Consider the following 24377-nt stretch of genomic DNA (forward strand, 5'->3'; position numbering starts at 1 on the left):
AAAGATAAGGTTTAAGCGATTTAGAAGTTGTTGTTTGTAGGGGAGTCGCCAAGTTGGTCAAGGCACCGGATTTTGATTCCGGCATGCGAGGGTTCGAGTCCTTCCTCCCCTGCCAAAATTTCGCGAAGAGCCGTCCTGAATAGGTATATATGAGTAGTGACGGCTTAATGGTGTTCACTGGCAATGCTAATCCTAAGCTTGCTCACGATGTAGTTAAGATCCTTGGTATTCCGCTTGGTAAAGCAATGGTCAGCCGCTTTTCCGATGGCGAGATTCAAGTCGAGATTCAGGAAAACGTGCGTGGTAAAGAAGTTTTTGTCCTCCAGCCTACATGCGCGCCAACTAACGATAACCTAATGGAATTAATGATCATGGTCGATGCGCTAAAACGCGCTTCCGCTGGCCGGATCACTGCTGCTATTCCTTATTTTGGTTATGCCCGCCAAGATCGTCGGCCCCGCTCAGCGCGGGTTGCGATTTCCGCTAAGCTGGTTGCCAATATGCTGCAAATTGCTGGCGTTGGCCGGATCATTACGATGGATTTGCACGCGGACCAAATTCAAGGTTTTTTCGACATCCCGGTTGATAATATTTATGCGACGCCAATTCTGCTAGGGGATTTGCGTAAGCAAAACCACAAAGATTTGCTCGTTGTGTCGCCCGATGTAGGCGGAGTAGTGCGTGCCCGCGCATTAGCTAAGCAACTCAACACCGACCTTGCAATTATCGATAAGCGGCGCCCTAAAGCGAATGTTGCGGAAGTCATGCATGTGATCGGCGAGGTAGAGGGTCGCACCTGCGTGATCATGGATGATATGGTGGATACCGCTGGCACTTTATGTAAGGCGGCGCAAGTATTGAAGACACGGGGTGCGCGGCAGGTTTTTGCGTATACGACGCACCCAGTTTTGTCAGGTGAGGCCGTCAAACGAGTTGCCGAATCTGAGCTAGACGAGCTTGTGGTTGCCGATACCATTCCGTTACGCGATGACGCCCGTGCTTGTGCAAAAATTCGACAGCTATCAAGCGCAAGCCTGCTGGCTGAGACATTCTCGCGGATTCGCCGCGGTGATTCAGTCATGTCGCTTTTTGCAGATAGTTAAACATTGAATTGCCCCATTTTTTAGCGCATAAAATGCGCTAAAGAGCGATGCGAAATGAATCAAAATTCGCTTGCATCGTTTTTTTATGAGAAGCGCGCCGATTAAAAATGTAATGGGCGCGATTTCTTTTTCTGCCTGGTCGTGGGCGGTTTTTTAGGAGAAGTATATGAAAATAGTCGCTTTTGAGCGCAACCTGCAGGGTACGGGTGCGAGCCGCCGTCTGCGTAATGCTGGCAAAACACCCGCTATTGTTTATGGCGCGGATAGCCAGCCACAATTAATCGAGCTAGATCATAATGTGATCTTCCATGCACTGAAGAAAGAAGCGTTTCATTCTTCGATTCTGGAGCTTGAAATTGGTAGTACCTCGCAGCCGGTATTATTGCGCGATGTGCAATATCATCCATTCAAACCTTTAGTGCTGCACGTTGATTTTCAACGTATTGATGCCAGCAAAAAGCTCCACAAAAAAGTGCCTCTGCATTTCTTGAATCAAGATATCTCTAAAGCGGTCAAGCTAGATGGTGCGATTCTTTCCCATGTAATGAATGAACTCGAAGTGACCTGTTTACCTGCCAATCTGCCCGAATTTATCGAGCTTGATCTGGCCGATATGGGGGTCGGTCAGTCACTACATGCAAAAGACGTGAAATTGCCAGAAGGGGTTGAACTGATGCAATACCTAGAGCAAGAAAACCCAGTGATCGTCTCGGCAACAATCCCTGCAGCCGCGTCGGCAGCTGAAAATGCGTCTGCTGTTGAAGGAGGCGAAGCGCCAGCAGCTTCTTAAGGCATTCTTCTATGATTAAGCTCATTGCCGGCCTTGGCAATCCGGGTGCGGAATATAGTGCAACCCGGCACAATGCCGGCTTTTGGGCGGTTGATGCGATTGCCCGCGCGACGCAAACAACGCTACGTCATGAAGCGCGTTTTCATGGCTTAGCGGCGCGGGCGCGTTTTCATGGCAGTGAAGTATGGCTACTACAGCCAGAGACCTTTATGAATCGCTCAGGCCAGTCAGTTACTGCGCTTGCTCGCTTTCATAAAATTCTTCCTGCTGAAATTCTAGTGATGCATGATGAACTTGATTTGCCGCCTGGCGCTGCTAAATTAAAATTTAGTGGCGGCAGTGGCGGGCACAATGGTTTAAAAGATATTGCTGCGCATTTGGCAACTCCGCAATACTGGCGCTTGCGTTTAGGGATTGGTCATCCACGGGATTGTGCGATAGACGAAAAAAAATCTGACGTAGTTAATTACGTACTCAAGCCGCCGCGTAAAGAGGAGCAGGCATTAGTTGACGATGCTATTCGCCGCAGTCTTGCAGTGATGCAATGGGTGGTACAAGGCGAAATGGAGCGTGCAATGATGCAGTTGCATGGTCAGTCGCGCTGATTCCAAACAAAAATTCCAGACTAAACTCCACACAAGAAAGTACACGCTCTGCAAAAGCCCGGTTTCGTTGTCACCCTACTATTTTGCACAGTCATTCACAAATTTCTGGCTCGCCTTGAGCCGTCACGCGTTCCACGCGCGAGAGCACAAGGCAAACACCTGCTTAGTGCGCTTAAACTGTTTCGTCCGAGAGATTGGGCAGAGGGATTATTTAGAATTTCATCCGCAAGCCAGTCGTGATCGCTATTTGTCTGTTAGTGCTGGAGTATTTGAAGCCATTGATATTGGTAAGGCTTAACTGGCTATCTCGTACTTGAGATTGCTGAGCGACCGCTGAAATAAAAACATTCGTGCGTTTTGATAGAGCGTAGCTGGTGAGCAGGCTGGTTTGATGCCATTTCGCCTTTAAAGCGCTAATATCTTGAGAGGGGGAGAATTTGCCCGTGCTGAATGTGTACGCGCCATTTACGCTCCATGCTGGCGTTATGCGATAGCGGGCATTGAGTTCATAGTTATTAAAATTAGCATAATTGCCAAGCAATGGGCGGTCTGGAAGGTTTAATTTCTTTCCAATCTCATCATTCGACGGACGGTCAAATTTTGCTTGGGTAAATACGAAACCTACTGTGGTTGGGCCAAACATATAACTTGCCCCAGCTCCCCATATGCGCTGACGGTCAGCGGGTAAATTGGACTCCTCCTCCATCTCTGCGCCGGTGTTATTCGCGCCAGCGTGGTGAGCTTGCAGATACCCTACTGCGGCGCCGAACGGGCCATAATTATAGGCAGCGCCAAGGCTGTAATTACGGTTATTGGCGAACTTGCCTGCTTCATTCGAAAAACCATATAAACCACCGAACGTAAAGCCGTTATAGTCGATACTTGAGAATTTAATTGAGTTGCTAACACTAAACGTGCTATTCAAATTATCGTTATCGAAGGGATGCGAGAATTGTCCGCCCCCTAGACTGCTGCCTGCTAAGCTGAATGTCGCAAGGTAATCGGTCAGAGAGTCATATTGGCGGCCAAGTGTGATTGTGCCAGTTCCTGAGTCGGACAAACCGATAAAGGATTGGCGGTCAAAGCCCACGCCCTTTAGTGGAAAGCGGCCATTGTTAATTTTAAAGCCGCTTTCTAGCAGAAAAATTGCTTTTGTGCCTGCACCTAGATCTTCTGCGCCGCGCAATCCCCAGTAGTTGCTGCCCGCCCCGCCGCTGCCGATTTGCCAGTTTGGGTGACCAGCTTGCTCTTTCCCTGTTTGGTTGTTGGTATAAATAATCGCAGCCCCTAGTGAGCCATAGAGCGTTAAGCTGCTCTGAGCATAGGTAGGAGCGGCAACTGCGCTAGTGAGAACAATGCTTAAAAGAGCTTTCTTCATCTTTACACCCCGCAATATAATAGTGGTCAAATCTTTTAATAAAAAATAAAAAAGCCGTACGAGCATTGTGCTTGTACGGCTTAGTCTGTATTTCTTATCGCAACACCGACTGAGTGATTGCTAAGCGAACATTTAATTCCGATTCCCGCCAAAAACGCCGAGCAGTGCTAACAGATTAGCGAACACGTTGTAGATATTTAGATAGATAGCCAGTGCTGCGGTAATGTAATTGGTTTCTCCTCCGTTCACTACACGCTGCACATCAAACAGCATATAAGCGGAGAAAATCACAATCGCCAGCACAGATACGGTCAGCATCAAAGCGGGTAGCTTGAGCCAAATATTAGCGACTGACGCGATGAGCAGCACAACTACGCCCATGAATAGCCATTTGCCAAGACCGGAAAAATCCCTTTTTGAAACAGTTGCGATCGATGCCATCACGGTAAAAATAACGGCCGTGCCGCCAAACGCGAGCATGATTAACGACGCGCCATTTGAAAAACCCAGCACAAAACTCAATAGGCGTGAGAGCATCAAGCCCATAAAGAATGTAAAGCCCAGCAGCAAGGCGACGCCGACGCCACTGTTTTTAAACCGCTGAATCGCAAACATAAAGCCAAATGCAATCGCCATAAAGAGCATTAAGCCGATACCTGGACTGGTTGCGCTGAGCAGCGAAAAGCCGGCGCTCACACCAAGCCAGGCGCCGAAGACACTTGGAATCATCGATAGTGCTAGCAGCCAATATGTATTACGCAATACCCGGTTGCGAGTCTCAACCGTGGTGATGCTTCCATTACGGCCGAAGCTGTAAGTTTGAAAATCGTTTTTCATATACTCTCTCCTGAAAATACGGGGGCTTGGCAACGTACCCTACCCATAAGAAAGGACGCCGCCCAAATAGAGCGCCCGCACAGCGTTTATATAGCACATTTATAGAACTATGTATAGCCCCTTGGTTTGTGTGCTTATGCTTTGGCCTTTTGGCTAGCTGGTGGAGGCAAGGATAAAAACCTACAATATTATTAATTACGCAAAGAGCCACGCCTATTTTTCTCCTGTAACGAAGATATTTAGCATGGCTAGCATATAGACAGTATCCTCGTATTTGGCTACATGTTAGAATATTAGGCTTGCTTTAGATGTTGCCAAGCTGACTGACGCTTACTGGTAAGGGGTTTTGGCTGAGTAGAATTTATGATGCTAATGCTTTATTCATTTCGCATAAACATCATCATCCTTTAGGGAGATGAATGAGGGCGAGGTCATCGCTTGTGCGCCTGTAGAGAAAAGAATGCAGTCAGGCCGTTCTGTGAAACAGGAATCCACCGAAGCGGCTCAAGTGATTATTGCTTGAATGTTGTCGGGATCCCCTCACTGTCAACAGGAAGGGGAGAGGGCTGATTAAGTAATATTAAATAAACATTTATTGAGTGGAGTTTTTTATGGCGTTTGAACGCACTTTGTCAATTATTAAACCTGATGCTGTAGTCAAGAATGTAATTGGCAAGATTTATAGCCGTTTTGAAGATGCTGGCCTGAAAATCGTGGCCGCTCGCATGACTCATTTGTCGCGTGAGCAAGCAGAGCAATTTTATAGCGTTCATAAGGAGCGTCCGTTTTTTAAAGCGCTCGTTGATTTCATGGTATCGGGGCCGGTTATGATTCAAGTGCTCGAAGGCGAGGGCGCAATTGCAAAAAACCGTGATTTAATGGGTGCGACTGATCCGCAAAAAGCAGATAAAGGCACAATCCGTGCAGATTTTGCTGATAGCATTGATGCGAATGCTGTCCATGGTTCTGATAGTTCAGATAACGCGCGCATTGAGATTGGTTTTTTCTTTCCAGAAATCAATATTTATTCGCGTTAAACTTATAGGCCACTAAAAAATGGCAACCGCCGAAGCCGTCAATTTGCTCGATTTCGATGGGCCTGGGCTGAGCGCTTATTGCGCCAACAGCCTGGGCGAGAAGCCATTTCGTGCAAAGCAATTACAACGCTGGATTCACCAATATGGCGTAGCCGATTTTGATCAGATGACCGATCTGGCGAAATCATTGCGGGCAAAACTTAAAGCACATGCAACGATCCAGCCTCCTGGAATTGCGAGCGACCACCTATCGGCTGATGGCACCCGTAAATGGCTGATCGATGTAGGAAATGGCAATGCGGTTGAGACCGTATTCATTCCCGAAACGGCGCGCGGCACCCTCTGCATTTCATCTCAGGCCGGATGTGCCGTGAACTGCCGCTTTTGCTCCACGGGCAAGCAAGGCTTTAGCCGGAATTTAAGCGCGAGCGAAATCATTGGCCAACTCTGGCTGGCAGAATTTGCCTTGCGCAATTCTTTGCCGCCAGGCGATCTTGGCGCTAATCGCCCAAGTCGGGTGATTACTAATGTGGTCATGATGGGAATGGGCGAGCCGCTACTTAATTTTAATCCAGTAGTCAGTGCGATGCGCCTGATGCTGGATGATAATGCTTATGGGCTTTCGCGCCGGCGTGTGACTTTGTCGACTTCCGGAGTTGTGCCGATGATGGATCGGTTGGCGGCAGAGTTGCCAGTCGCCCTCGCTGTCTCGTTGCATGCGCCTAACGATAAACTGCGCGATGAACTGGTGCCGCTGAATAAAAAATACCCGCTGCACGAATTAATGAGTGCATGTCAGCGTTATTTGAAAGCCGCGCCCCGTGATTTCATTACGTTTGAATATTGCATGCTGGATGGGGTCAACGATGAAGTTGCACATGCGCATGAATTGGTTGCGCTGGTGCGTGATGTGCATTGTAAATTCAATTTGATTCCTTTTAACCCGTTTCCTGAGTCTGGACTGAAGCGTTCCAGCGCTGAGCGGATTAAGCGCTTTGCGCAAGTTTTGTTGGCCGCTGGCATTGTCACGACAATTCGCAAAACGCGTGGCGATGATATTGACGCAGCATGCGGCCAGTTGGCGGGGGATGTAATTGACCGCACCCGCCTTGCCGAACGTAGTCAAAGCATGAAAGGCGCCGTCGCGGCAGATACCACGGCTCAAAATAAAGGGCGAGCAATGATCGAGATTCATTCGGCATGATGCTAAGGCGCCTCTTTGTTTTATGTGTAGCATGCTTTTTAAGTGGGGCCTGTTCAGCGCCATCGTTAGTAGTTGTTAGCCCTGGTCCGGCGAAGCAAGCGGCGTTGCGTTACCGGGCGGATTTACATGCGGAACTTGCGCTGACTTATCTGGACAAAGAACAATTTGAGGTTGCCCGCCGCGAAGCTGCGTTGGCGCTACAACTCACTGCGGATCACCGTGAGGCGCTACACGCGCTAGCGCTGATTGAGCGTGCTGCCGGTAATGTGCAAGCAGCAGGGCAATATTTTCAGCAGGCGCTAGCAGTCAAAAGCGGTAAGGACGACCCGTTGTTACGATTAAATTATGCGAGATTTTTAGATGAGCAAGCACGACGAACAGTCTTTGATGACTGATAGCAAGGAACCATTGCCCGCTACTTCGGCAGCGGCTGTTAGCACGGTATGGACTGCCGATGATGGTTCAGCGCGTGTTGCAGGCGAGCAACTTGCTCAATTACGTCAAGCTAAAGGTTGGCTGATTGAAGATGTTTCTGCCCGGCTTAAGGTGCCGGTGGCCAAAATGCGCGCGCTTGAAGCGGGCGAGCTTGAGCATTTACCAGAAGTCACTTTTGCGATTGGCATTATGCGTAGCTATGCAAAAATCCTCGGCACTGATCCGCAGCCTTTAGTCGATGCTTTGCGTCGCACCAGTGGCCAAGGTCCCTCTAACCTTTCAACCTTGAGCTTGCGCGATCCAATTCAGCCACCAAAGCGCTGCGGCTTGACTGCTTGGCAGGGTAAGCGCAGACGTTATCCATGGCTATGGGGCGCGAGCCTACTTGCTTTAATCGTGGCGGTGCTTTTGACATACCGGCATGGCAGCACAACAGCGCAATGGCTTGAGCAGAAGTTCTCTGACCCAGCGCCGGCAGCGTCCACCAGCGAGGCGCCTGTGGGTGCTGCCGAAGAGCGCTCGGTTCTAGCTAGCCAAGCCAATTGGCTCACTGCAACTCAAGAAACAAGCTCGGATGTGGTGCCAGCTATTTCATCGACTGCATCGGCTTCAGAAAGCCAGCTGAATACGCCAAACGTATACTCAACCCTGCATATCAAAGTTTCGCAAGACAACTGGATTAGCGTAAACCAGCACGATGGCCAACAAGTGTATGCAAATACTCTGCGGGCAGGCGCTCAACACACTCTGAAAGGGGCGCCACCATTCAAGGTGGTGGTTGGCAATGTGGTTGGGCTGAGTGCGCTAGAATTGAATGGCAAGCAGGTAGATTCAGCTAAATATATGGGTGCGCGCCAAAATGTTGCTCGTTTTGAGTTACCGTAGCCAGATGAATGTGAATGGATAGAAGCGGGATGCAAACGCACAACAAACCAGCGTTACAGGATGTGCCTGTTACTGCTGCTATGGCATGTCGCCGTCTGTCGCAGCCGGTACTCGTGCGCTGGGGGGAGCATCAAGTCACGATTGGCGGGGCGGCCCCAGTTTGCGTCCAGTCAATGACCAACACGGATACAGCAGATGCGATTGCGACTGCAATCCAGATCAAAGAGCTAGCGCAAGCGGGCTCTGAGTTGGTCCGGATTACCGTCAATACGCCACAGGCGGCCCAGGCGGTGCCTATTATCCGTGAGCAGCTGGATCGGATGGACGTGCCCGTGCCGCTGATTGGTGATTTTCATTACAACGGTCATGTATTGTTGCGCGATTACCCTGCGTGCGCGCAGGCTTTGTCAAAGTATCGGATTAATCCGGGCAATGTTGGCCAAGGCGCTAAGCGCGACCTTCAATTTGCGCAGATGATCGAAGTAGCATGTCGTTATAATAAGCCTGTGCGTATCGGCGTTAATTGGGGTAGCCTTGACCAGACTGTCTTAATGCGCATCATGGACAACAATGCGCAGCGTGCCGAGCCTATCTCGGCGCAAAGCGTGATGGTTGAGGCATTGATTGAATCTGCACTAAGTAGCGCCGAGCGAGCACTTGAGCTCGGGCTTACGGCTAAGCAGATTGTGCTGTCATGCAAAGTCAGTAGTGTGCAGGATTTGATTGCCGTGTATCGTGAACTCGGGCAGCGTTGCGACTATGCTCTTCACCTCGGATTGACTGAGGCTGGCATGGGCTCAAGAGGTATTGTGGCATCCACTGCTGCGCTGGCTATTCTATTGCAAACTGGCATTGGCGACACCATTCGTATTTCACTAACGCCTGAACCTGGCGCTACGCGTACGGGCGAGGTGACCGTCGCTCGAGACATTTTGCAAGCTCTAGGTTTACGCGCATTTTCGCCAGTGGTGATTGCTTGCCCGGGGTGTGGACGGACGACGAGCACTTCTTTTCAAACGCTGGCCGCCCAGATCCAAGATTATTTGCATCTGAACATGCCGGTATGGCGCAAACGCTACCCAGGCGTTGAAAAAATGAAGATTGCGGTGATGGGCTGTATTGTGAATGGGCCGGGCGAATCGAAGTATGCTGATATTGGCATCAGCTTGCCGGGTTCTGGCGAAAACCCGGCAGCTCCGGTTTTTATTGATGGTGAAAAATCAGTGACCTTGCGTGGCGAGCGAATTGCTGAAGAATTTCAGCAAATTATCAGCCACTATATTGAGCGCCGTTTCGGCAGTGCGCTTGCAGTAAACTAAAAAAGATTCAACAAAATAGAGTCAATTAAAATCCATGATAGAGCAACGTAAGAAGGTTGAAAAACTGACCGGAATCAAAGGGATGAATGACATCCTGCCGCAGGACGCAGCCCTATGGGAGTTTTTTGAAAATACTGCGAAAGCAGCACTAAGCGCATACGGCTATCATAATATCCGTACTCCAATTGTTGAACAAACGCAGCTTTTTACGCGCGGTATCGGTGAAGTGACGGATATCGTTGAAAAAGAAATGTATAGTTTTGTGGATGCGCTAAATGGCGAATGCTTGACGTTGCGTCCAGAAAATACTGCTGCCGTTGTGCGGGCAACCATTGAACATAGCTTGTTATACGATGGTCCTAAGCGTTTATGGTATAACGGGCCGATGTTTAGGCACGAACGCCCACAGCGCGGCCGCTATCGGCAGTTTCACCAGCTTGGTGTTGAAGCATTGGGTTTTGCTGGTCCAGATGCGGATGCTGAAATTATTTTGCTGTCTCAGCGTTTATGGGATGAGCTTGGTTTGACTGGTATCCGGCTTGAGCTTAACTCGTTAGGCCAGCCTGCTGAGCGTGCCGAACATCGCAAAGCGTTAGTCGCTTACTTAGAGCAGCATATGGAGTTACTTGATGACGAAGCGAAGCGGCGCCTATATGCTAATCCGCTACGTGTGCTGGATACTAAACAGCCAGCGTTGCAAGAACTGGTGCAGCAGGCACCTAAGCTAATGGATTTTTTAGGGGAAGCATCGCTGGCCCACTTTGATGCGTTAAGTCAGTTGCTAAAAGCAAATAATATTCCATTTACCCTGAATCCACGCCTTGTGCGCGGGCTTGACTATTACAATTTGACGGTCTTTGAATGGGTCACGGACCGACTTGGGGCGCAGGGTACAGTTGCTGGGGGCGGGCGCTATGATTTGTTGTTTGAGCAGCTTGGTGGCAAGCCCGTGCCAGCGTGTGGCTGGGCCGTAGGTATTGAGCGGGTTCTTGAACTGCTTAAAGAAGATCAACTCACGCCGCAGCCGCAGGGTTGCGATATCTATCTTGTTCATCAGGGTGACGTTGCGCGCACGCAGGCTTTTATTATCGCAGAACGGCTGCGCGACGCAAGCTTTGACGTTATTTTGCACTGTAGCGCCAATGGCGCTCCCGCAAATTTTAAAACACAAATGAAGCGTGCGGATGCGAGTGGCGCACAATATGCGGTTATCATTGGCGAGGACGAAGTTGCACAAGGCTCGGTCACCGTCAAAGCTTTGCGCAAGACCCATGAAGCAGGTAGCGATGTCACGCAGCACAGCATCTCTAACGAGCGTTTACTAGACTATCTAATCGATGCAATGGTTGCCGCCTAGCAGCGCAACCCGTTTCTAAAAGGAAGCAATGGTATGAGTTATCACGACGAACAGGAAACACTCGATAATATGAAAACATGGTGGACTCGGTGGGGTAATACCCTCATCCGATCATTAACCATAGTGCTATTGGTCGGGGCTGGCTGGAGCGGCTGGAATTACTGGCAAAGCCGGCAGGTAGCGCAAGCAGCGGTCCTTTACGAACAGCTGCAACAAGTTGCGCAGGCATCTGCCCAGGAGTTCGATAAAGAGCGACTTGCTCGTATCATAAGCGATATGCAAAGTAAATTTAAGCATACGCCGTATGCCCAGATGAGCGCACTGATTGGCGCCAAAGCCTTCTACCAAGCAGCCGATAGCGCGGCCGCTAAAACCCAATTGCAATGGGCTATTGAGCATGCGCGAGATACTGAATATCAGCAAATCGCACGATTACGCTTAGCTTCAATCTTGCTTGATGAAAAAGCCTACGATCAGGGTTTAAGCTTGCTTGCCCAGCCACCGATGGATACATTTAAAGCGCTCTATGCAGATCGCCGCGGCGATTTATTGGCGGCCCAAGGCAAACGTGATGACGCGCGGCAAGCGTATCAAGACGCATTGCAGTGGTTGGCGACGGATAATGCAAACAATGGCCCGGTACGTCGCCTGGTCCAGCTCAAGCTTGATGCGTTGGGCGGCTAAGATAATATTTTTATGATTTATTCACCTCGCTCTCTGTTTTATCCGCTTGCCTGTAGCTTGGCTGTGCTGCTATTCGCCGCTTGCTCATCGTCGAAAGATTTGCGGCGCGTTCCTACCCCTCTCGCCGACCTTTCCCCAGTGCTTGGCGTCGAGCAAATCTGGACTGCAAAGGTCGGTAAGGGCGGCCGTTATCTATTTCAGCCGATTGCTTTCGATGATGCAGTTTATGCTGCTGGGGCCAACGGTACGGTAGCAAAATTTGATGCCGGCAGTGGCCAGACGCTCTGGCGCACCAAGCTTGATACTGACTTATCCGCTGGGGTTGGCAGCGACGGCACAGTGGCGGCCGTTGCTAGCTTAAACGGCACTGTCTATTTACTTGATGCCAACGGCAAATTGTTATGGCAGGCTAATGCAAACGGTGAAATCTTAACCTCCCCTTTAGTTGGCCAGGGTAAGGTGCTAGTGCGCACAACAGATAGCCGCATTATTGCGTTTGATCTGCAAACAGGCGAACAAAAATGGGTGTTTTATAATCGTGCGCCGTTGCTGAATTTGCGTACCAGCGCTGAGATGATATTTGCGGGTATGGGCGCGTTTCTCGCTGGCTTTCCAGATGGTTCATTGGCAGCGATTAATCTTTCAAACGGCGCGCCTTATTGGCAAACCCCAGTGGCCTATCCAAGGGGCGTGACCGAGGTCGAGCGCTTAAACGATGTGGCCGGCGCTCCGACGTTGGTAGATGACCAAACTTGTGCCGTGACTTTTCAAGGTAGCCTGGGCTGTTTTAATGTGCATAATGGGCAACCTTTATGGGAGCAGCCATTCTCAAGCTACCATGGGATTGCACAGGATAAAAGCGCATTGGTTGCAAGCGATGATTGGTCAGTGATCTCGCTCTATGATGCTGTCAATGGTAGGCTGCTTTGGCAAAATGCCAAGCTTAAAAGCCGTGGACTAGGAACCCCGATCATCGCTGGCCAAACAATTGCGGTTGGCGATTATCGTGGTTTCGTACATTTTTTCTCACGTGAGCAAGGCGATTTGGTTGCGCGAATGGCAACAGACGGCAGTGCAATTAGCGCGCAGCCGGTGTTAGCCAAGCGCACCCTCGTTGTGCAAACGAGCAATGGTAGTTTATACGCATTCCGCCCCAAATGAAGCCAGTAATTGCCCTAGTAGGGCGCCCCAATGTCGGCAAATCAACTTTATTTAATCGCCTGACGCGCTCGCGTGATGCGCTAGTTGCCAATTTACCTGGCTTAACGCGAGATCGCCATTACGGTGAGGGCCGTTTAGGTGAGCGACCCTATTTAGTGGTGGATACGGGGGGCTTCGAGCCAGTCGTCAAAGAGGGTATCGTCCACCAAATGGCGCGTCAGACACAGCAAGCCATAGATGAGGCAGATGTAGTTGTTTTCATCGTAGATGCCCGCCAAGGAATGACGCCGCAGGATAGTTTGATTGCTGATCATCTACGTAAGACCGGACGGCCATTGAGTTTAGTGGTGAATAAAGCCGAAGGAATGAAGCATAGCGCGGTAGTTGCTGATTTCTATGAGCTTGGTTTAGGTGAGCCCTGTGCGATTTCATCGGCACATGGGGAAGGCGTGCGCGACATGATAGAGCACGCCCTCGAACTTGCTTATGCTGGGCGTGCGGATGAAAGTGAGGCCGATAATGCAGCGCATGGTGTTAAAATTGCAATTGTCGGCCGTCCTAATGTAGGTAAATCGACGTTGGTGAATACGTTGCTTGGCGAAGAACGCGTTATTGCGTTTGATATGCCGGGGACAACTCGTGATTCAATCTATATTGATTTCGAGCGGCAAGGGCGACCTTACACGCTGATTGATACAGCGGGTTTGCGTCGTCGTGGTAAAGTGTTTGAAGCAGTTGAAAAATTTTCGGTAGTTAAAACCCTGCAAGCTATTTCTGATGCAAATGTTGTTGTGCTTTTGCTTGACGCATGTCAGGATATCAGCGAGCAAGACGCGCATATTGCGGGTTTTGTGATTGAACAGGGGCGGGCATTAGTCGTTGGCGTTAATAAATGGGATGGGCTTGATGCTCATACGCGCGAGCGTTTTAAAACTGAGTTAACACGACAATTACAATTTCTCGATTTCGCGAAGTTTCACTTTATTTCGGCGACAAAAAAAATCGGCATCGATCCGTTGGTACATTCGGTTGACGACGCATATGCAGCGGCAATGGCAGATTTGCCAACACCGAAGTTGACGCGGGCGTTGATCGAGGCAGTTGAGTTTCAGCAGCCACGTCGCAAGGGGCCGGTACGACCAAAGTTGCGCTATGCGCATCAGGGTGGTCAGAATCCGCCGATTATTATTATCCATGGGAATGCGCTTGACGCGATAACAGATTCTTATCGGCGTTACCTTGAACGAAGATTTCGCGAAACATTTGCGTTGACGGGTACTCCATTAAGAGTAGAGTTCCGATCAGGGCGCAATCCTTACGTTGACAGAAAGTAGGGCATAATTTTTTAAATTAATTTTTTAAATTAATTAGAAATGAATTTTGCTTCACTTAGTAAATTGGCTGTAGTTATAATAGCTGGCTGAAATTAGAATTTTTTAATATTTTGATTTATTAATCCAATCGCAAAAAGCAAAATGGAGTTTACTATGAGTAATAAAGGGCAACTATTACAAGACCCGTTTCTGAACGCACTGCGTAAAGAACATGTGCCGGTGTCAATTTATCTTGTTAACGGCATTAAATTGCAAGGTAATGTTGAATCTTTTGACCAATATGTAGTATTGCTAAAAAATACCGTAACCCAGATGGTATATAAACACGCAATCTCTACCGTTGTACCTGCTCGTCCAGTCAATTTTTCTACAGATGCTGACGCAGCTCAGGACTAAAACGCTATCTGGAAACGGGTGGTTTTCGGTTGTGCATAAACGGGCCCGGTTAGGCTTTGATCGTTTGCAAGGGCAAAGATTGGAAATCAACGGGGCCGTTAATAGCCGCAATAATCCACCCGATTTGGATGAGCTTTGGCGCGACTTCAACCGCCGTTTAAGCCGCTTGTTTGGACTAAAAGAGGCGGCTAATGGCGGGCGTGGTCCATTTGGCGGGGGCAAAAACAACCGTTACTATGGCATTGGGATTGGGTGTGCGCTCCTGCTGGCTATTTGGCTGGGCAGTGGTGTTTATATTGTAGGAGAAGGTCAGGCAGGCGTGATTACACAGCTTGGAAGCTATAAATATACGACCACCTCGACTGGCATCCGGTGGCATTTACCCTATCCATTCCAGTCATGTACATTGGTTGATCTGGTCCCGGCGCAGCCGGTTGAAATCGGCGGCAATAAAAGCAATGAGTCGGCTGGCGTTAAAGCTTCGCCAATGCTGACGCGAGATGGCAAGCTCGTCGATGCGCGTTTTACTATACGGTATCAGATCAAAGATGCGCATGCCTTTCTCTTTAATAATGTCGATGCGCAGGCTAGCATTGCGCAGGCAGGTGAAGCCGCTGCTCGCGCGGTTTTGGGCAAACTCAAACTAGACGATCTGCTCTCTCACAGTCGTGAAACGGCGGTGTTTGAACTCAAGCAAAAGCTGCAAAATAGACTGGATCTGTACCACACAGGCATTCTCATTAAAGATGTGACAATGCAAACGATACGGTGGCCCGCACAGATACAGGCGGCATTTGATGATGCGCTTAAGGCAACGCAAGAGAACGAACGTCAAAAGAAGCAGGCCAACGCGCATAGCGATGCACTCCTAGCGCGCGCGCGCGCGGACGTTGCACAGATGATTAATGAGGCTGAGGGCCATAAGGCACGTGTGATCGCTCAGGCGCAAGGGGATGCAGAGCGTTTTAAGCAAGTCCTTGCCGAATATTTAAAAGCGCCGGCGGTCATTCGCGAGCACCTGTACTTGGAAACGATGCAGCAAATCTATGGCAATGCAACTAAAGTGTTGGTAGATAACAAAATGACTAGCGCTCTAATCCATCTGCCGCTTGATAAGCTATTGGCAAACAGCGCAGTGCCTCAGACTGCAACGCCTGATGCAAGTCCAAGCAAAGGGCCTGCGGCTACAGAAAAGGGAGCGGCAGGCGCGGCTCATGTGGCTGGACAGCCGCCGGCCAAAGATCGTCAGCAAGCAACTGGTCCTACTACGCCAGCGAGCGCTGATCCGGCGAGTCTACGCGACATGCTGCGCACTCGGGACCGTAACGATGATGGACGTTAATGCGGTGAAAGGACAAAAATTCAAGATGAACCGAATCGCCCTATTGATTGCCTTTTTCTTTGCACTGACCTTGGGGGCCTCAACGTTGTTGGTGGTGGACCAGCGTCAATATGCTGTGGTCGTTTCTGGGCTGGGTAGCCTCAAGCGAGTGATTAGCGCTCCCGGTCTTTACTGGAAATTGCCGCTGCCATTTGACAGAGTCATGTTATTGGATAAACGGACGCAAACTGTGACGGCTCAGAATCCAGAGCATTATTTGACGGCCGATAAAAAACAAGTATTAGTCAGGCTATATATTAAATGGCGCATTACTGATCCAGACAAATACTTTAGTCACTTTCGTCACGAATTGGCGCCTGCGCAGAGTCAATTATTGCAATTGGCACACACGGCACTCAATGTAGAACTCGGGCAACACTCGGTAGCTGAGTTGGTCGCCAACAACGACAATCGGATAATGCACGCCGTGCAGACACAAATCACGCGTGAAACAAGCATGTTGGGCATTGAGATTGCCGATATATCTATGACTCATCTGGATTTTCCGGCAGAGTTGAATGATGCGATATACAAACAGATGGGAGTCGAGCGCACCGAGGTTGCTCACCAATTACGTTCGGCGGGCATGGTTGAAGCTGCTGAAGAGCGTTCCTATGCCGACCGTCAGCGTGAAATGATCTTGGCGCAAGGTTATAAACGAGCGCAGATGGTGAAGGGCAACGGCGATGCGCAAGCCATTGCAATTTATGCAAGCGCGTTCGGACGTGATCCACAATTCTATCGTTTTTACAAAAGTCTTGATGCTTATCGGCAGACTTTTCGTGAACGTGATGTGATCGTGGTTGACCCAACGAGCGACTTCTTCCGCTTTATGCATAGTTCGGCAGGAATGCCAAGTAGCAAGCGCTAAAATTGAACGAATCTTCGATCGTATCCTAGTTAAACGCTGCGATCAGTGGCCGATCGCAGCGAAAGAGTAACATTCATTTTTAATCCAACTAAAGATTCCAATATGTCTGGCAGCGCAGTAACCCAAGGACGCAATGTCGTCGTGGTCGGCACCCAATGGGGTGATGAAGGTAAAGGAAAAATTGTTGACTGGTTGACTGACCATGCGCAAGGAGTCGTGCGTTTTCAGGGTGGGCACAATGCTGGCCATACACTGATCATCGGCGGCCAAAAAACCATCCTGCGCTTGATTCCATCAGGCATTATGCGCGCGGGAGTGAAGTGCTATATCGGCAATGGCGTGGTTCTTTCGCCTGAGGCGCTGTTTAAGGAAATTGGCGAACTTGAAGCGGCAGGTCTTGCGGTGCGGGATCGACTCTTTATTTCTGAGGCGGCCACCTTAATTCTGCCCTATCACGTGGCGATTGATCAAGCGCGTGAAGCATGGCGCGGTGGCACATGCAAGATTGGCACGACTAAGCGCGGCATTGGCCCAGCGTATGAAGACAAAGTGGGCCGGCGTGCGTTACGGGTGCAAGATCTATTCGATCCGGCAAGCTTTAGTGAACGGCTGCGAGACACGCTCGATTTTCATAATTTCGTACTGAGCCAGTATCTGGGTGGCCAACCTGTGGATTATCAGCAAACGCTAGACACGATGTTAGCTTTTGCTGAGCCACTTGCACCGATGGTCGCTGATGTTTCTGCTGCTTTATATGAACAAAACCGCGCCGGCAAAAATCTGCTGTTTGAGGGCGCACAAGGCACCCTGCTCGATATTGACCATGGCACCTATCCATTTGTCACCAGCAGCAATTGTATCGCGGGTGCGGCGACCTCAGGCGCCGGGGTCGGGCCGCAACAGTTGCACTATATTCTCGGGATTACTAAAGCCTACTGCACTCGTGTCGGTGCCGGGCCTTTTCCTAGCGAACTCTATGATGCGGACAATCCGCAACGGCAAGAGCCAAGCGGCTTGGCGTTGGCTAAGGCCGGCAATGAATTTGGCTCAGTGACGGGGCGGCCGCGCCGGACTGGCTGGCTTGATGCTGCAGCCTTGAAACGCTCGTTGCAAATCAACGGTGTCAGCGGTTTATGCATTACTAAGCTCGATGTGCTCGATGAATTCGATACCATCAAGCTATGCGTCGGCTACAAAATGAATGGTCACTTGCTTGAGTTGTTGCCACCTGGCGCGACTGCTGCTGCCAAGTGTGAACCCATCTATGAAAGCTTTGCCGGCTGGCGGCAAAGTACAGCAGGTATCCGTACTTGGGATGATTTACCATTGAACGCGCGCCAATATCTGCAGCGCATTGAGGCCATTACGGGTGTGCCGATTGATATGATCTCGACAGGTCCAGATCGTGACGAAACGATTCTGCTGCGTCATCCATTTAAGGCATAATACAAAAATACATCATACCCGCGGCCCTTTCAGTTTTGCAAAAGCCGTGGCCATCGCGCCAGCAGGTTCTGGTTTGCGCTCATGTCGCTGCGGATTACGAGGCGGCTGCGCGACGCTTTTAGTCGCCGGCGCCTCATCGTCAAGCCGCATTGTCAAAGCAATACGTTGTCGTTTTAAATCAACTTCAAGCACCTTAACGCGTACCACTTGGCCCGCTTTGACGATCTCGTGCGGATCTTTGATAAAGCGGCTCGACAGCGCAGAGACATGCACTAAGCCATCTTGATGCACACCAATGTCAACAAAAGCGCCAAAGGCAGCGACATTGGTGACCACTCCTTCAAGCACCATGCCCGGTGTTAAGTCGCTTAATTTTTCAACGCCTTCACGAAAACTCGCTGTCTTAAATTCAGGACGCGGGTCCCGCCCTGGTTTTTCAAGTTCAACCAGAATATCGCGCACGGTTGGCAGCCCAAAGCGTTCATTAACGAATTCACTTGGCGAGAGGGTGGCTAATACTTCGCGCTTGCCGATGATCGCCGTAATAGGCTTGCCTAGCTTTGAAAGAATACGTTCAATGATTGGGTAGGCTTCTGGGTGGACGGCCGATTGATCTAGCGGATTCTCGCCGCCATTGACGCGCAAAAACCCTGCCGCTTGCTCAAACGTCTTGTCGCCTAAACGGGGTACCTTCTTCAAATGAGCGCGCGAAGCGAACGGGCCATTGAGGTCACGGTAATCGACAATATTGCGCGCTAGCGTACTGTTTAGCCCAGATACACGCGTCAGTAACGCAGAAGATGCGGTATTTAAATCGACCCCGACAGCATTCACGCAATCTTCAACTACGGCATCCAGAGTGCGGGCTAATTCGCGCTGGTTAACATCATGCTGATATTGGCCAACGCCGATCGCTTTGGGTTCTATTTTTACTAATTCAGCGAGAGGATCTTGCAAACGTCGTGCGATAGAGACCGCGCCTCGTAACGAAACGTCGAGCTCGGGGAATTCATGAGCGGCAAATTCAGACGCAGAATAAACCGACGCGCCCGCTTCTGAGACGACAAGCTTTTGCAGTTTTAATTCAGGATGGCGCTGGATTAATTCGCTCGCTAGCTTATCCGTTTCACGCGAAGCCGTGCCATTGCCAATGCTAATTAGGCTTGCTTGGGTTGTTTGAGCAAGGCGCGCGAGTTTGGCAATCGAGCCATGCCAATCCCGCCGGGGCTCATGTGGATAAATGGTATCTGTTGCAAGTAATTTGCCGGTACGGTCAACAATCGCAACTTTGACACCGGTACGTAGTCCCGGATCGAGGCCCATCACTGCCAGCGGACCGGCCGGCGCGGCTAACAGTAAATCTTTCAAATTGCGGGCGAAGACCAGGATGGCATCATGCTCAGCCTGCTCGCGCAATTGCGTGAGAAGTTCATTTTCTAGCTGAGGCTGAACTTTTACGCGCCAACACCAGCGGCAGACACTGGCAAGCCAGATATCGGCAGCCCGGTTGCGCTGCACAATACCGACATGCTCCGCAATCATCGCTTCACCTGGATGAGGTATTTGCGTTTCAAGTATCTCCTCTAGGGTCAGCTTGAGCTGCAACACGCCGGCGCCACGTCCACGAAAAAGCGCCAGCGAGCGGTGTGACGGGATCAGACGGATGCTTTGTGCATAATTGTAGTAATCGCGGAATTTCTCGCCCTCATCCTGCGTATTGCTAGCAATCACGGTCGATGACACGATACCTTGCTGCCATAAATAATCGCGTAACTTACTGAGCAACTCTGCTGTTTCAGCGAATTGCTCAGATAAAATATCTCGTGCGCCATCAAGCGCGGCTTTAACATCTGGAATGTTATGTTCGGCATTCACAAAGCGTTCTGCTTCATGCTGCGGCTCAAGCGACGGGTCTGATAGCAGGGCGTGTGCGAGTGGTTCAAGCCCCGCCTCGCGGGCAATTTGAGCGCGTGTTCTACGTTTGGGCTTATACGGTAAATAAAGATCCTCTAATAGTTGCTTACTCTGCGCGGCGTTAATTGCGTTACGCAAAATCTCTGTCAGTTTGCCTTGTTCTTCGATACTGTTCAGGATGGTTGCGCGCCGCGCTTCGAGTTCACGCAAATATACAAGCCGCGTATCCAATGTGCGCAATTGGGTATCGTCAAGGTTACCGGTTGCCTCCTTGCGATAGCGTGCAATAAAAGGAACGGTAGCACCGCCATCTAATAATTGCACTGCCGCCGCAATTTGCTGTGGCGCCACGGCAAGTTCAGTGGCAATGCGTTGGATAAGGGCAAGAGTGATGTTATCCGTCATAAGTCAAACTTCGATCGATTGAAGAGCCAGTTGGCCGCAAATTTGTCATTTTGCCATAGGCCGCTCCTATGTTTTAAAACATTCATTGTTTTCGAAGAGTTTATGCAGCCCTAACCCAGAAAGCCATATCTGGCAATAGATGAAAGTTGACTGCTATAAATGAGCTAAGCAACTAAGAACGCGTTAGAATCCTCTCTATGTTCTATTCATTTCTTGCCATTCTTTTTTGGGCGCTCTCTTTAGGCGTACGCGCTGATGATGGTGTGCAGGCTATGCTTGATGCACGCCAAGTAGCGCTTAATGAGCGTGCCGCGGCACTCGATTACGGCTACGCATTCGAGCAGCATCATTGCTATTCTCGTTTTTTTGTTAATTATTGCTTAAATAAAACTCGTGCCAAGATGCACGACGATAGCGCTGCGCTGCGTAGAGAGCAGTTAGCACTTGATCGTGAATGGCGCGCGCTGCGCGCACAGCAGTATGCTGAACATTTAGCGCAACGGCGGGCGCAAGAAGCGGCTTCTTTGCCGCAGCGCAAAGTGCAAGAGCGGCGCAACCAGGCGCGTTACCAAGATAAACAGGCTGACCATCGGCGTAAGCTAGAGCAAGCGCGTTTGCGTTCTGCACGTAGCGCCCAGCAAGTGGCGCGTTATGATGCCAAGCAACAAGCCGCGAAACGACGTCAAGCAGCCCGCTCGGCGCAGCGTCAGCACAAGCCGGATTCAGATGCCGCTCAATGAATCGGAGCTAGCAAGCGGCTTGGATGCGCAACACACCGCTCAGCTTGAGCACCTCTTTGCGACGGATGGCCCGCTCGCGCGAAAGCTAGCGGGGTATCGCCCGCGCGCAGCCCAGCTTACGATGGCGCGGGCAGTTGCTGCGACCATTGAGATAGGGGCTCATAGCGACAGCACATTGCTGGTTGAGGCCGGCACTGGCACAGGTAAAACCTTCGCCTATCTGATCCCGGCTATTTTGTGGGGCGGCAAAGTGATTATCTCGACTGGCACTAAGCATTTGCAGGATCAGCTCTTTGCGCGCGATATCCCGATGGTGCGTGATGCTCTGACGGCGCCGGTATCGGTTGCGATGCTCAAAGGCCGGGCCAACTATATTTGTCATCACTATTTGCAGCGCACCGCCAGTAGCGGTAGATTGCCCTCGCCACAAGACGCTGCCCAGTTACGCGACATTATCCGTTTTGCCAAAATCACGCAAAGCGGCGACAAAGCAGAGCTTGCGACGGTGCCTGAAGCAGCTCCAGTCTGGGGACTGGTTACGTCAACGCGGGAGAATTGTCTCGGCCAGGAATGTTCGCACTATAAAGAATGTTTTGTGATGCGCGCCCGTCGCGAAGCGCAGCAGGCCGATATGGTGGTGGTCAATCATCATCTCTTTTTTGCAGATATCATGCTGCGGGATAGCGGCGTAGCTGAGTTATTACCCAGCGCCAATACGGTTATCTTTGACGAAGCGCATCAATTACCCGCCACCGCCACGCTTTTTTTTGGCGATGCCATTTCTACCAGTCAATTTCTGGAGTTGGCGCGAGATATCACTGCTGAAGGGCTTCAGTCCGCACGCGATGCGGCTGACTGGGTCGATCTAGGGGCCATGCTTGGCCAAGCTGCACGTGATGTACGGCTTGCGTTTGAGACGCAAAGCGCCAAATTTCCGCTGGCTCAGCTCACCTCCGATCATCCTTTGCATGAGGCGCTTGCCGATTTAACGGCTCAGCTTGCCACCCTGATGGTGACGCTTGCAGCTCAAGCCGAGCGGGCCGAGCCCCTGCTCGCTTGTTTGCGGCGCACGCGTGAGTTGCATGATGCCCTGGAATATTTTCAGACAACTGCGCCGGCTCAAACAGATCAGGTCTGCTGGATCGAAGTTTTTTCACATACGGTGCAATTGCATATCACGCCACTGTCGATTGCCGCGATTTTTGAGAAGCAGCGCGCGGATACCCCACGTGCTTGGATTTTCACTTCGGCGACGTTATCGGTTAAAGGTAATTTTAAGCACTATGCAGCGCAAATGGGGCTTGATGCAGACCGCTCAATGAGTTTACCCAGTCCATTCGATTACGCTCAGCAAGCTTTGTTATATGTGCCGCAAGGATTGCCGCAACCCGCTTCGCCCCATTTTATCGATGCGCTTTGGGAGGCTGTTTTACCCGTGCTTGAGGCCGCGGGTGGACGCGCCTTTGTTTTATGCACGACGTTGCGCGCGGTCAACCAAATTGCGCAGCGCTTACGCGCAGTCAGTCAAACGCGCACATGGAATTTTCCATTATTGGTGCAAGGGGAAGCGAGCCGAGGAGAATTGCTTGAGCGTTTTCAACAAGCCGGCAATGCCATCTTAGTGGGAAGTCAAAGCTTTTGGGAAGGCGTGGATGTCCGTGGCGGTGCTTTGTCAGTGGTCATCATTGATAAATTGCCGTTCGCGCCACCCGATGATCCGGTGCTTGCGGCACGGCTTGCATTGCTTGAGAAGCAAGGGCTGAGTCCGTTTGTTGATTATCAATTACCGCAAGCGGTGATTGCCTTAAAGCAAGGTGCTGGCCGGTTGATTCGGGCTGAAACGGATCGAGGCGTATTGATGATTTGTGATTCGCGCTTGATTGATAAGCCGTATGGACGGCGGATTTGGCAAAGTTTGCCAGCGTTTAAACGTACGCGTGATTTGAGTGAAGTGCAGGCGTTTTTCGATGAAGCACAGCATGTGTGAATATGATTCGCGTGCGTATTCATTCGTTCGCAAAGAAGCGGCGCAGTCCGCTTCGTATCGTTAAACGCCCCTGAAGAGCGGCTGGATTATTGGCGAGCGGTACGCATATTATTGGGTAGCGATAGATTAAAATTCGCTCTGAAAGGGTTAATATCAAGCCCGCCACGCCGCGTATAGCGCGCATAGACGGCGAGTTTGTCCGGCCGGCAAATCTGCATGAGGTCCATAAAAATACGCTCAACGCATTGCTCGTGAAAGCCAGTATGCAGCCGATAAGAGATCAGATAGCTCAATAATCCGGCATGATCAATTGGCGCGCCAGTATAGCGGATCTGAATGCTTGCCCAGTCAGGTTGGCCGGTGACTGGGCAGTTTGATTTGAGTAAATTAGAGACGAGCGTTTCTTCTATGTCAGCCTCGTTAAAGTGTGCTGATAATAATTCAGGTGCGGTCTCATACTGATCGATATCAAGTTCAAGCCGGTCAAGCAGCAAGCCGTCGAGTTCTTGCCAGTGCACGGTGGCGAAAGCTGCGGGTTGAGTCAAAATAATGGACACTGGCATGCCACATAGTGCAGACAAATCATCACTGATCAGGGTGCGGACTTGATCTGCTGAGGCAAATTGTGTTTGGGCAAATGCGCCTAGATATAACTTGAGCGATTTTGATTCGACCAGGTTGGGTGATTCTGCTGGAATGACGATACGCGCTAGCGCGATCTGAGGCTTGCCTCGTTCATTAAGCCATGATAGCTCATAGGCATTCCAAATATCGGCTCCCAAAAAAGGCAAAGCCGCTGAAATGCCAATTTGCTCGCGTAGCGGCTGGCGTGCAATCGGAAAAAGCAAGTTAGGGTCGTATGGTGTACTGTATTCAGTCGCTTGACCAAGCGGGGACAGGTGCGGATGCATTGATTCTTAACCTAAAAATAGCGGGTAGACTGGGTTTGCGCTCTCATCCCAGTGCGGTAGCCCAAGGGTAACTAAAAACTGTTGGAGTGCTGATGAAAAACAGCAATCATAGCGCTAAATGCCCTAAATATTCGGATAGTGCAACCTTATAGTAAAATTAGCCGGAACAGATGATTCAATGAATTGAACAAAATTAA

At 50.4% G+C, this 24377-nt stretch carries 22 protein-coding genes and 1 tRNA gene; 19 read left to right on the plus strand and 4 right to left on the minus strand.

All coding sequences use genetic code 11. The annotated features are described in order from the left end of the window. Positions 1 to 38 precede the first annotated feature (38 nt). The 4 genes from NQD60_RS02605 to pth all read left to right on the plus strand — a co-directional run bounded on the left by NQD60_RS02605 (position 39) and on the right by pth (position 2498). Positions 39 to 115, plus strand: a tRNA-Gln gene (locus tag NQD60_RS02605). 34 nt (positions 116 to 149) lie between these two features. Next, positions 150 to 1103, plus strand: coding sequence for a ribose-phosphate pyrophosphokinase (locus NQD60_RS02610; RefSeq protein WP_223693934.1), 954 nt, complete (start codon positions 150 to 152; stop codon positions 1101 to 1103). Between the two features lie 166 nt (positions 1104 to 1269). After that, on the plus strand, positions 1270 to 1893 hold the full coding sequence (locus NQD60_RS02615; RefSeq protein ID WP_257100942.1) for a 50S ribosomal protein L25/general stress protein Ctc: 624 nt from the start codon (positions 1270 to 1272) through the stop codon (positions 1891 to 1893). An 11-nt stretch (positions 1894 to 1904) separates the two neighbouring features. Further along, the gene (pth, locus tag NQD60_RS02620; RefSeq protein WP_257100943.1) at positions 1905 to 2498 is read left to right on the plus strand and encodes an aminoacyl-tRNA hydrolase; all 594 of its coding nucleotides are present in this window, start codon (positions 1905 to 1907) and stop codon (positions 2496 to 2498) included. A 211-nt stretch (positions 2499 to 2709) separates the two neighbouring features. On the opposite strand, the gene NQD60_RS02625 is transcribed toward pth, so the two are convergent. Both NQD60_RS02625 and NQD60_RS02630 read right to left on the minus strand, forming a co-directional pair. Further along, complete coding sequence (locus NQD60_RS02625; protein ID WP_257100944.1) at positions 2710 to 3876, minus strand: porin; 1167 nt, start codon at positions 3874 to 3876, stop codon at positions 2710 to 2712. 132 nt (positions 3877 to 4008) lie between these two features. Further along, positions 4009 to 4713, minus strand: coding sequence for a Bax inhibitor-1/YccA family protein (locus NQD60_RS02630; protein ID WP_223693942.1), 705 nt, complete (start codon positions 4711 to 4713; stop codon positions 4009 to 4011). Between the two features lie 611 nt (positions 4714 to 5324). On the opposite strand from NQD60_RS02630, the gene ndk reads away from it, so the two are divergent. The 13 genes from ndk to NQD60_RS02695 all read left to right on the plus strand — a co-directional run bounded on the left by ndk (position 5325) and on the right by NQD60_RS02695 (position 18223). Then, a complete protein-coding gene (ndk, locus tag NQD60_RS02635) occupies positions 5325 to 5750 on the plus strand; it encodes a nucleoside-diphosphate kinase (protein ID WP_223693945.1) in 426 nt (141 codons plus the stop codon). A 19-nt stretch (positions 5751 to 5769) separates the two neighbouring features. Beyond that, the gene (gene rlmN / locus NQD60_RS02640) at positions 5770 to 6954 is read left to right on the plus strand and encodes a 23S rRNA (adenine(2503)-C(2))-methyltransferase RlmN (protein WP_257100945.1); all 1185 of its coding nucleotides are present in this window, start codon (positions 5770 to 5772) and stop codon (positions 6952 to 6954) included. Continuing rightward, positions 6951 to 7349: a hypothetical protein gene (locus NQD60_RS02645; protein WP_257100946.1), complete on the plus strand. Its 399-nt coding sequence runs from the start codon at positions 6951 to 6953 to the stop codon at positions 7347 to 7349. Before rlmN ends, NQD60_RS02645 begins: the two co-directional genes overlap by 4 nt. After that, on the plus strand, positions 7315 to 8274 hold the full coding sequence (locus NQD60_RS02650) for a helix-turn-helix domain-containing protein (RefSeq protein ID WP_257100947.1): 960 nt from the start codon (positions 7315 to 7317) through the stop codon (positions 8272 to 8274). The genes NQD60_RS02645 and NQD60_RS02650 overlap by 35 nt, the downstream gene beginning before the upstream one ends. Positions 8275 to 8303: 29 nt before the next feature. Beyond that, a complete protein-coding gene (gene ispG / locus NQD60_RS02655) occupies positions 8304 to 9593 on the plus strand; it encodes a flavodoxin-dependent (E)-4-hydroxy-3-methylbut-2-enyl-diphosphate synthase (protein ID WP_257100948.1) in 1290 nt (429 codons plus the stop codon). 34 nt (positions 9594 to 9627) lie between these two features. Further along, on the plus strand, positions 9628 to 10950 hold the full coding sequence (gene hisS / locus NQD60_RS02660) for a histidine--tRNA ligase (protein ID WP_257100949.1): 1323 nt from the start codon (positions 9628 to 9630) through the stop codon (positions 10948 to 10950). A 33-nt stretch (positions 10951 to 10983) separates the two neighbouring features. Further along, entirely contained in the window at positions 10984 to 11634 is a 651-nt protein-coding gene (locus NQD60_RS02665) for a tetratricopeptide repeat protein (protein ID WP_257100950.1), read from the plus strand. Between the two features lie 12 nt (positions 11635 to 11646). Next, positions 11647 to 12795: an outer membrane protein assembly factor BamB gene (gene bamB, locus NQD60_RS02670; protein ID WP_257100951.1), complete on the plus strand. Its 1149-nt coding sequence runs from the start codon at positions 11647 to 11649 to the stop codon at positions 12793 to 12795. Next, complete coding sequence (der, locus tag NQD60_RS02675) at positions 12792 to 14129, plus strand: ribosome biogenesis GTPase Der (protein ID WP_223693960.1); 1338 nt, start codon at positions 12792 to 12794, stop codon at positions 14127 to 14129. The genes bamB and der overlap by 4 nt, the downstream gene beginning before the upstream one ends. Positions 14130 to 14282: 153 nt before the next feature. Continuing rightward, on the plus strand, positions 14283 to 14525 hold the full coding sequence (hfq, locus tag NQD60_RS02680) for an RNA chaperone Hfq (protein WP_223693962.1): 243 nt from the start codon (positions 14283 to 14285) through the stop codon (positions 14523 to 14525). Between the two features lie 31 nt (positions 14526 to 14556). Further along, on the plus strand, positions 14557 to 15867 hold the full coding sequence (gene hflK, locus NQD60_RS02685) for an FtsH protease activity modulator HflK (protein ID WP_257100952.1): 1311 nt from the start codon (positions 14557 to 14559) through the stop codon (positions 15865 to 15867). Next, positions 15854 to 16777 (plus strand): protease modulator HflC, encoded by a 924-nt coding sequence (gene hflC, locus NQD60_RS02690; RefSeq protein ID WP_257100953.1) that lies wholly within the window; start codon positions 15854 to 15856, stop codon positions 16775 to 16777. The genes hflK and hflC overlap by 14 nt, the downstream gene beginning before the upstream one ends. 102 nt (positions 16778 to 16879) lie before the next feature. Beyond that, positions 16880 to 18223, plus strand: coding sequence for an adenylosuccinate synthase (locus NQD60_RS02695; protein WP_257100954.1), 1344 nt, complete (start codon positions 16880 to 16882; stop codon positions 18221 to 18223). Between the two features lie 12 nt (positions 18224 to 18235). On the opposite strand, the gene NQD60_RS02700 is transcribed toward NQD60_RS02695, so the two are convergent. Beyond that, on the minus strand, positions 18236 to 20542 hold the full coding sequence (locus NQD60_RS02700) for a Tex family protein (RefSeq protein WP_257100955.1): 2307 nt from the start codon (positions 20540 to 20542) through the stop codon (positions 18236 to 18238). Between the two features lie 197 nt (positions 20543 to 20739). On the opposite strand from NQD60_RS02700, the gene NQD60_RS02705 reads away from it, so the two are divergent. Together NQD60_RS02705 and NQD60_RS02710 are read left to right on the plus strand one after the other, a co-directional pair. Then, complete coding sequence (locus tag NQD60_RS02705; protein WP_257100956.1) at positions 20740 to 21282, plus strand: hypothetical protein; 543 nt, start codon at positions 20740 to 20742, stop codon at positions 21280 to 21282. Then, positions 21269 to 23269 (plus strand): ATP-dependent DNA helicase, encoded by a 2001-nt coding sequence (locus NQD60_RS02710; RefSeq protein ID WP_257100957.1) that lies wholly within the window; start codon positions 21269 to 21271, stop codon positions 23267 to 23269. The genes NQD60_RS02705 and NQD60_RS02710 overlap by 14 nt, the downstream gene beginning before the upstream one ends. Positions 23270 to 23355: 86 nt before the next feature. On the opposite strand, the gene queF is transcribed toward NQD60_RS02710, so the two are convergent. Further along, positions 23356 to 24180 carry an NADPH-dependent 7-cyano-7-deazaguanine reductase QueF gene (queF, locus tag NQD60_RS02715; RefSeq protein ID WP_257100958.1) on the minus strand — a complete coding sequence of 275 codons (825 nt, stop codon included), beginning with the start codon at positions 24178 to 24180 and terminating at the stop codon, positions 23356 to 23358. Positions 24181 to 24377 lie beyond the last annotated feature (197 nt).

The organism is Mycoavidus sp. SF9855 (assembly GCF_024582735.1).
Taxonomy (GTDB): Bacteria; Pseudomonadota; Gammaproteobacteria; order Burkholderiales; family Burkholderiaceae; genus Mycoavidus.

Bases quoted from the DNA above. Each gene is read 5' to 3' on its own strand.
- NQD60_RS02630 (WP_223693942.1), bottom strand. From the start codon at position 4,713: ATGAAAAACGATTTTCAAACTTACAGCTTCGGCCGTAATGGAAGCATC.
- pth (WP_257100943.1), top strand. From the start codon at position 1,905: ATGATTAAGCTCATTGCCGGCCTTGGCAATCCGGGTGCGGAATATAGT.
- queF (WP_257100958.1), bottom strand. From the start codon at position 24,180: ATGCATCCGCACCTGTCCCCGCTTGGTCAAGCGACTGAATACAGTACA.
- rlmN (WP_257100945.1), top strand. From the start codon at position 5,770: ATGGCAACCGCCGAAGCCGTCAATTTGCTCGATTTCGATGGGCCTGGG.
- ispG (WP_257100948.1), top strand. From the start codon at position 8,304: ATGCAAACGCACAACAAACCAGCGTTACAGGATGTGCCTGTTACTGCT.
- hflC (WP_257100953.1), top strand. From the start codon at position 15,854: ATGATGGACGTTAATGCGGTGAAAGGACAAAAATTCAAGATGAACCGA.
- NQD60_RS02645 (WP_257100946.1), top strand. From the start codon at position 6,951: ATGATGCTAAGGCGCCTCTTTGTTTTATGTGTAGCATGCTTTTTAAGT.
- NQD60_RS02615 (WP_257100942.1), top strand. From the start codon at position 1,270: ATGAAAATAGTCGCTTTTGAGCGCAACCTGCAGGGTACGGGTGCGAGC.
- NQD60_RS02695 (WP_257100954.1), top strand. From the start codon at position 16,880: ATGTCTGGCAGCGCAGTAACCCAAGGACGCAATGTCGTCGTGGTCGGC.
- bamB (WP_257100951.1), top strand. From the start codon at position 11,647: ATGATTTATTCACCTCGCTCTCTGTTTTATCCGCTTGCCTGTAGCTTG.
- ndk (WP_223693945.1), top strand. From the start codon at position 5,325: ATGGCGTTTGAACGCACTTTGTCAATTATTAAACCTGATGCTGTAGTC.
- NQD60_RS02650 (WP_257100947.1), top strand. From the start codon at position 7,315: ATGAGCAAGCACGACGAACAGTCTTTGATGACTGATAGCAAGGAACCA.
- NQD60_RS02625 (WP_257100944.1), bottom strand. From the start codon at position 3,876: ATGAAGAAAGCTCTTTTAAGCATTGTTCTCACTAGCGCAGTTGCCGCT.
- NQD60_RS02705 (WP_257100956.1), top strand. From the start codon at position 20,740: ATGTTCTATTCATTTCTTGCCATTCTTTTTTGGGCGCTCTCTTTAGGC.
- NQD60_RS02700 (WP_257100955.1), bottom strand. From the start codon at position 20,542: ATGACGGATAACATCACTCTTGCCCTTATCCAACGCATTGCCACTGAA.
- der (WP_223693960.1), top strand. From the start codon at position 12,792: ATGAAGCCAGTAATTGCCCTAGTAGGGCGCCCCAATGTCGGCAAATCA.
- NQD60_RS02710 (WP_257100957.1), top strand. From the start codon at position 21,269: ATGCCGCTCAATGAATCGGAGCTAGCAAGCGGCTTGGATGCGCAACAC.
- NQD60_RS02610 (WP_223693934.1), top strand. From the start codon at position 150: ATGAGTAGTGACGGCTTAATGGTGTTCACTGGCAATGCTAATCCTAAG.
- NQD60_RS02665 (WP_257100950.1), top strand. From the start codon at position 10,984: ATGAGTTATCACGACGAACAGGAAACACTCGATAATATGAAAACATGG.
- hfq (WP_223693962.1), top strand. From the start codon at position 14,283: ATGAGTAATAAAGGGCAACTATTACAAGACCCGTTTCTGAACGCACTG.
- hisS (WP_257100949.1), top strand. From the start codon at position 9,628: ATGATAGAGCAACGTAAGAAGGTTGAAAAACTGACCGGAATCAAAGGG.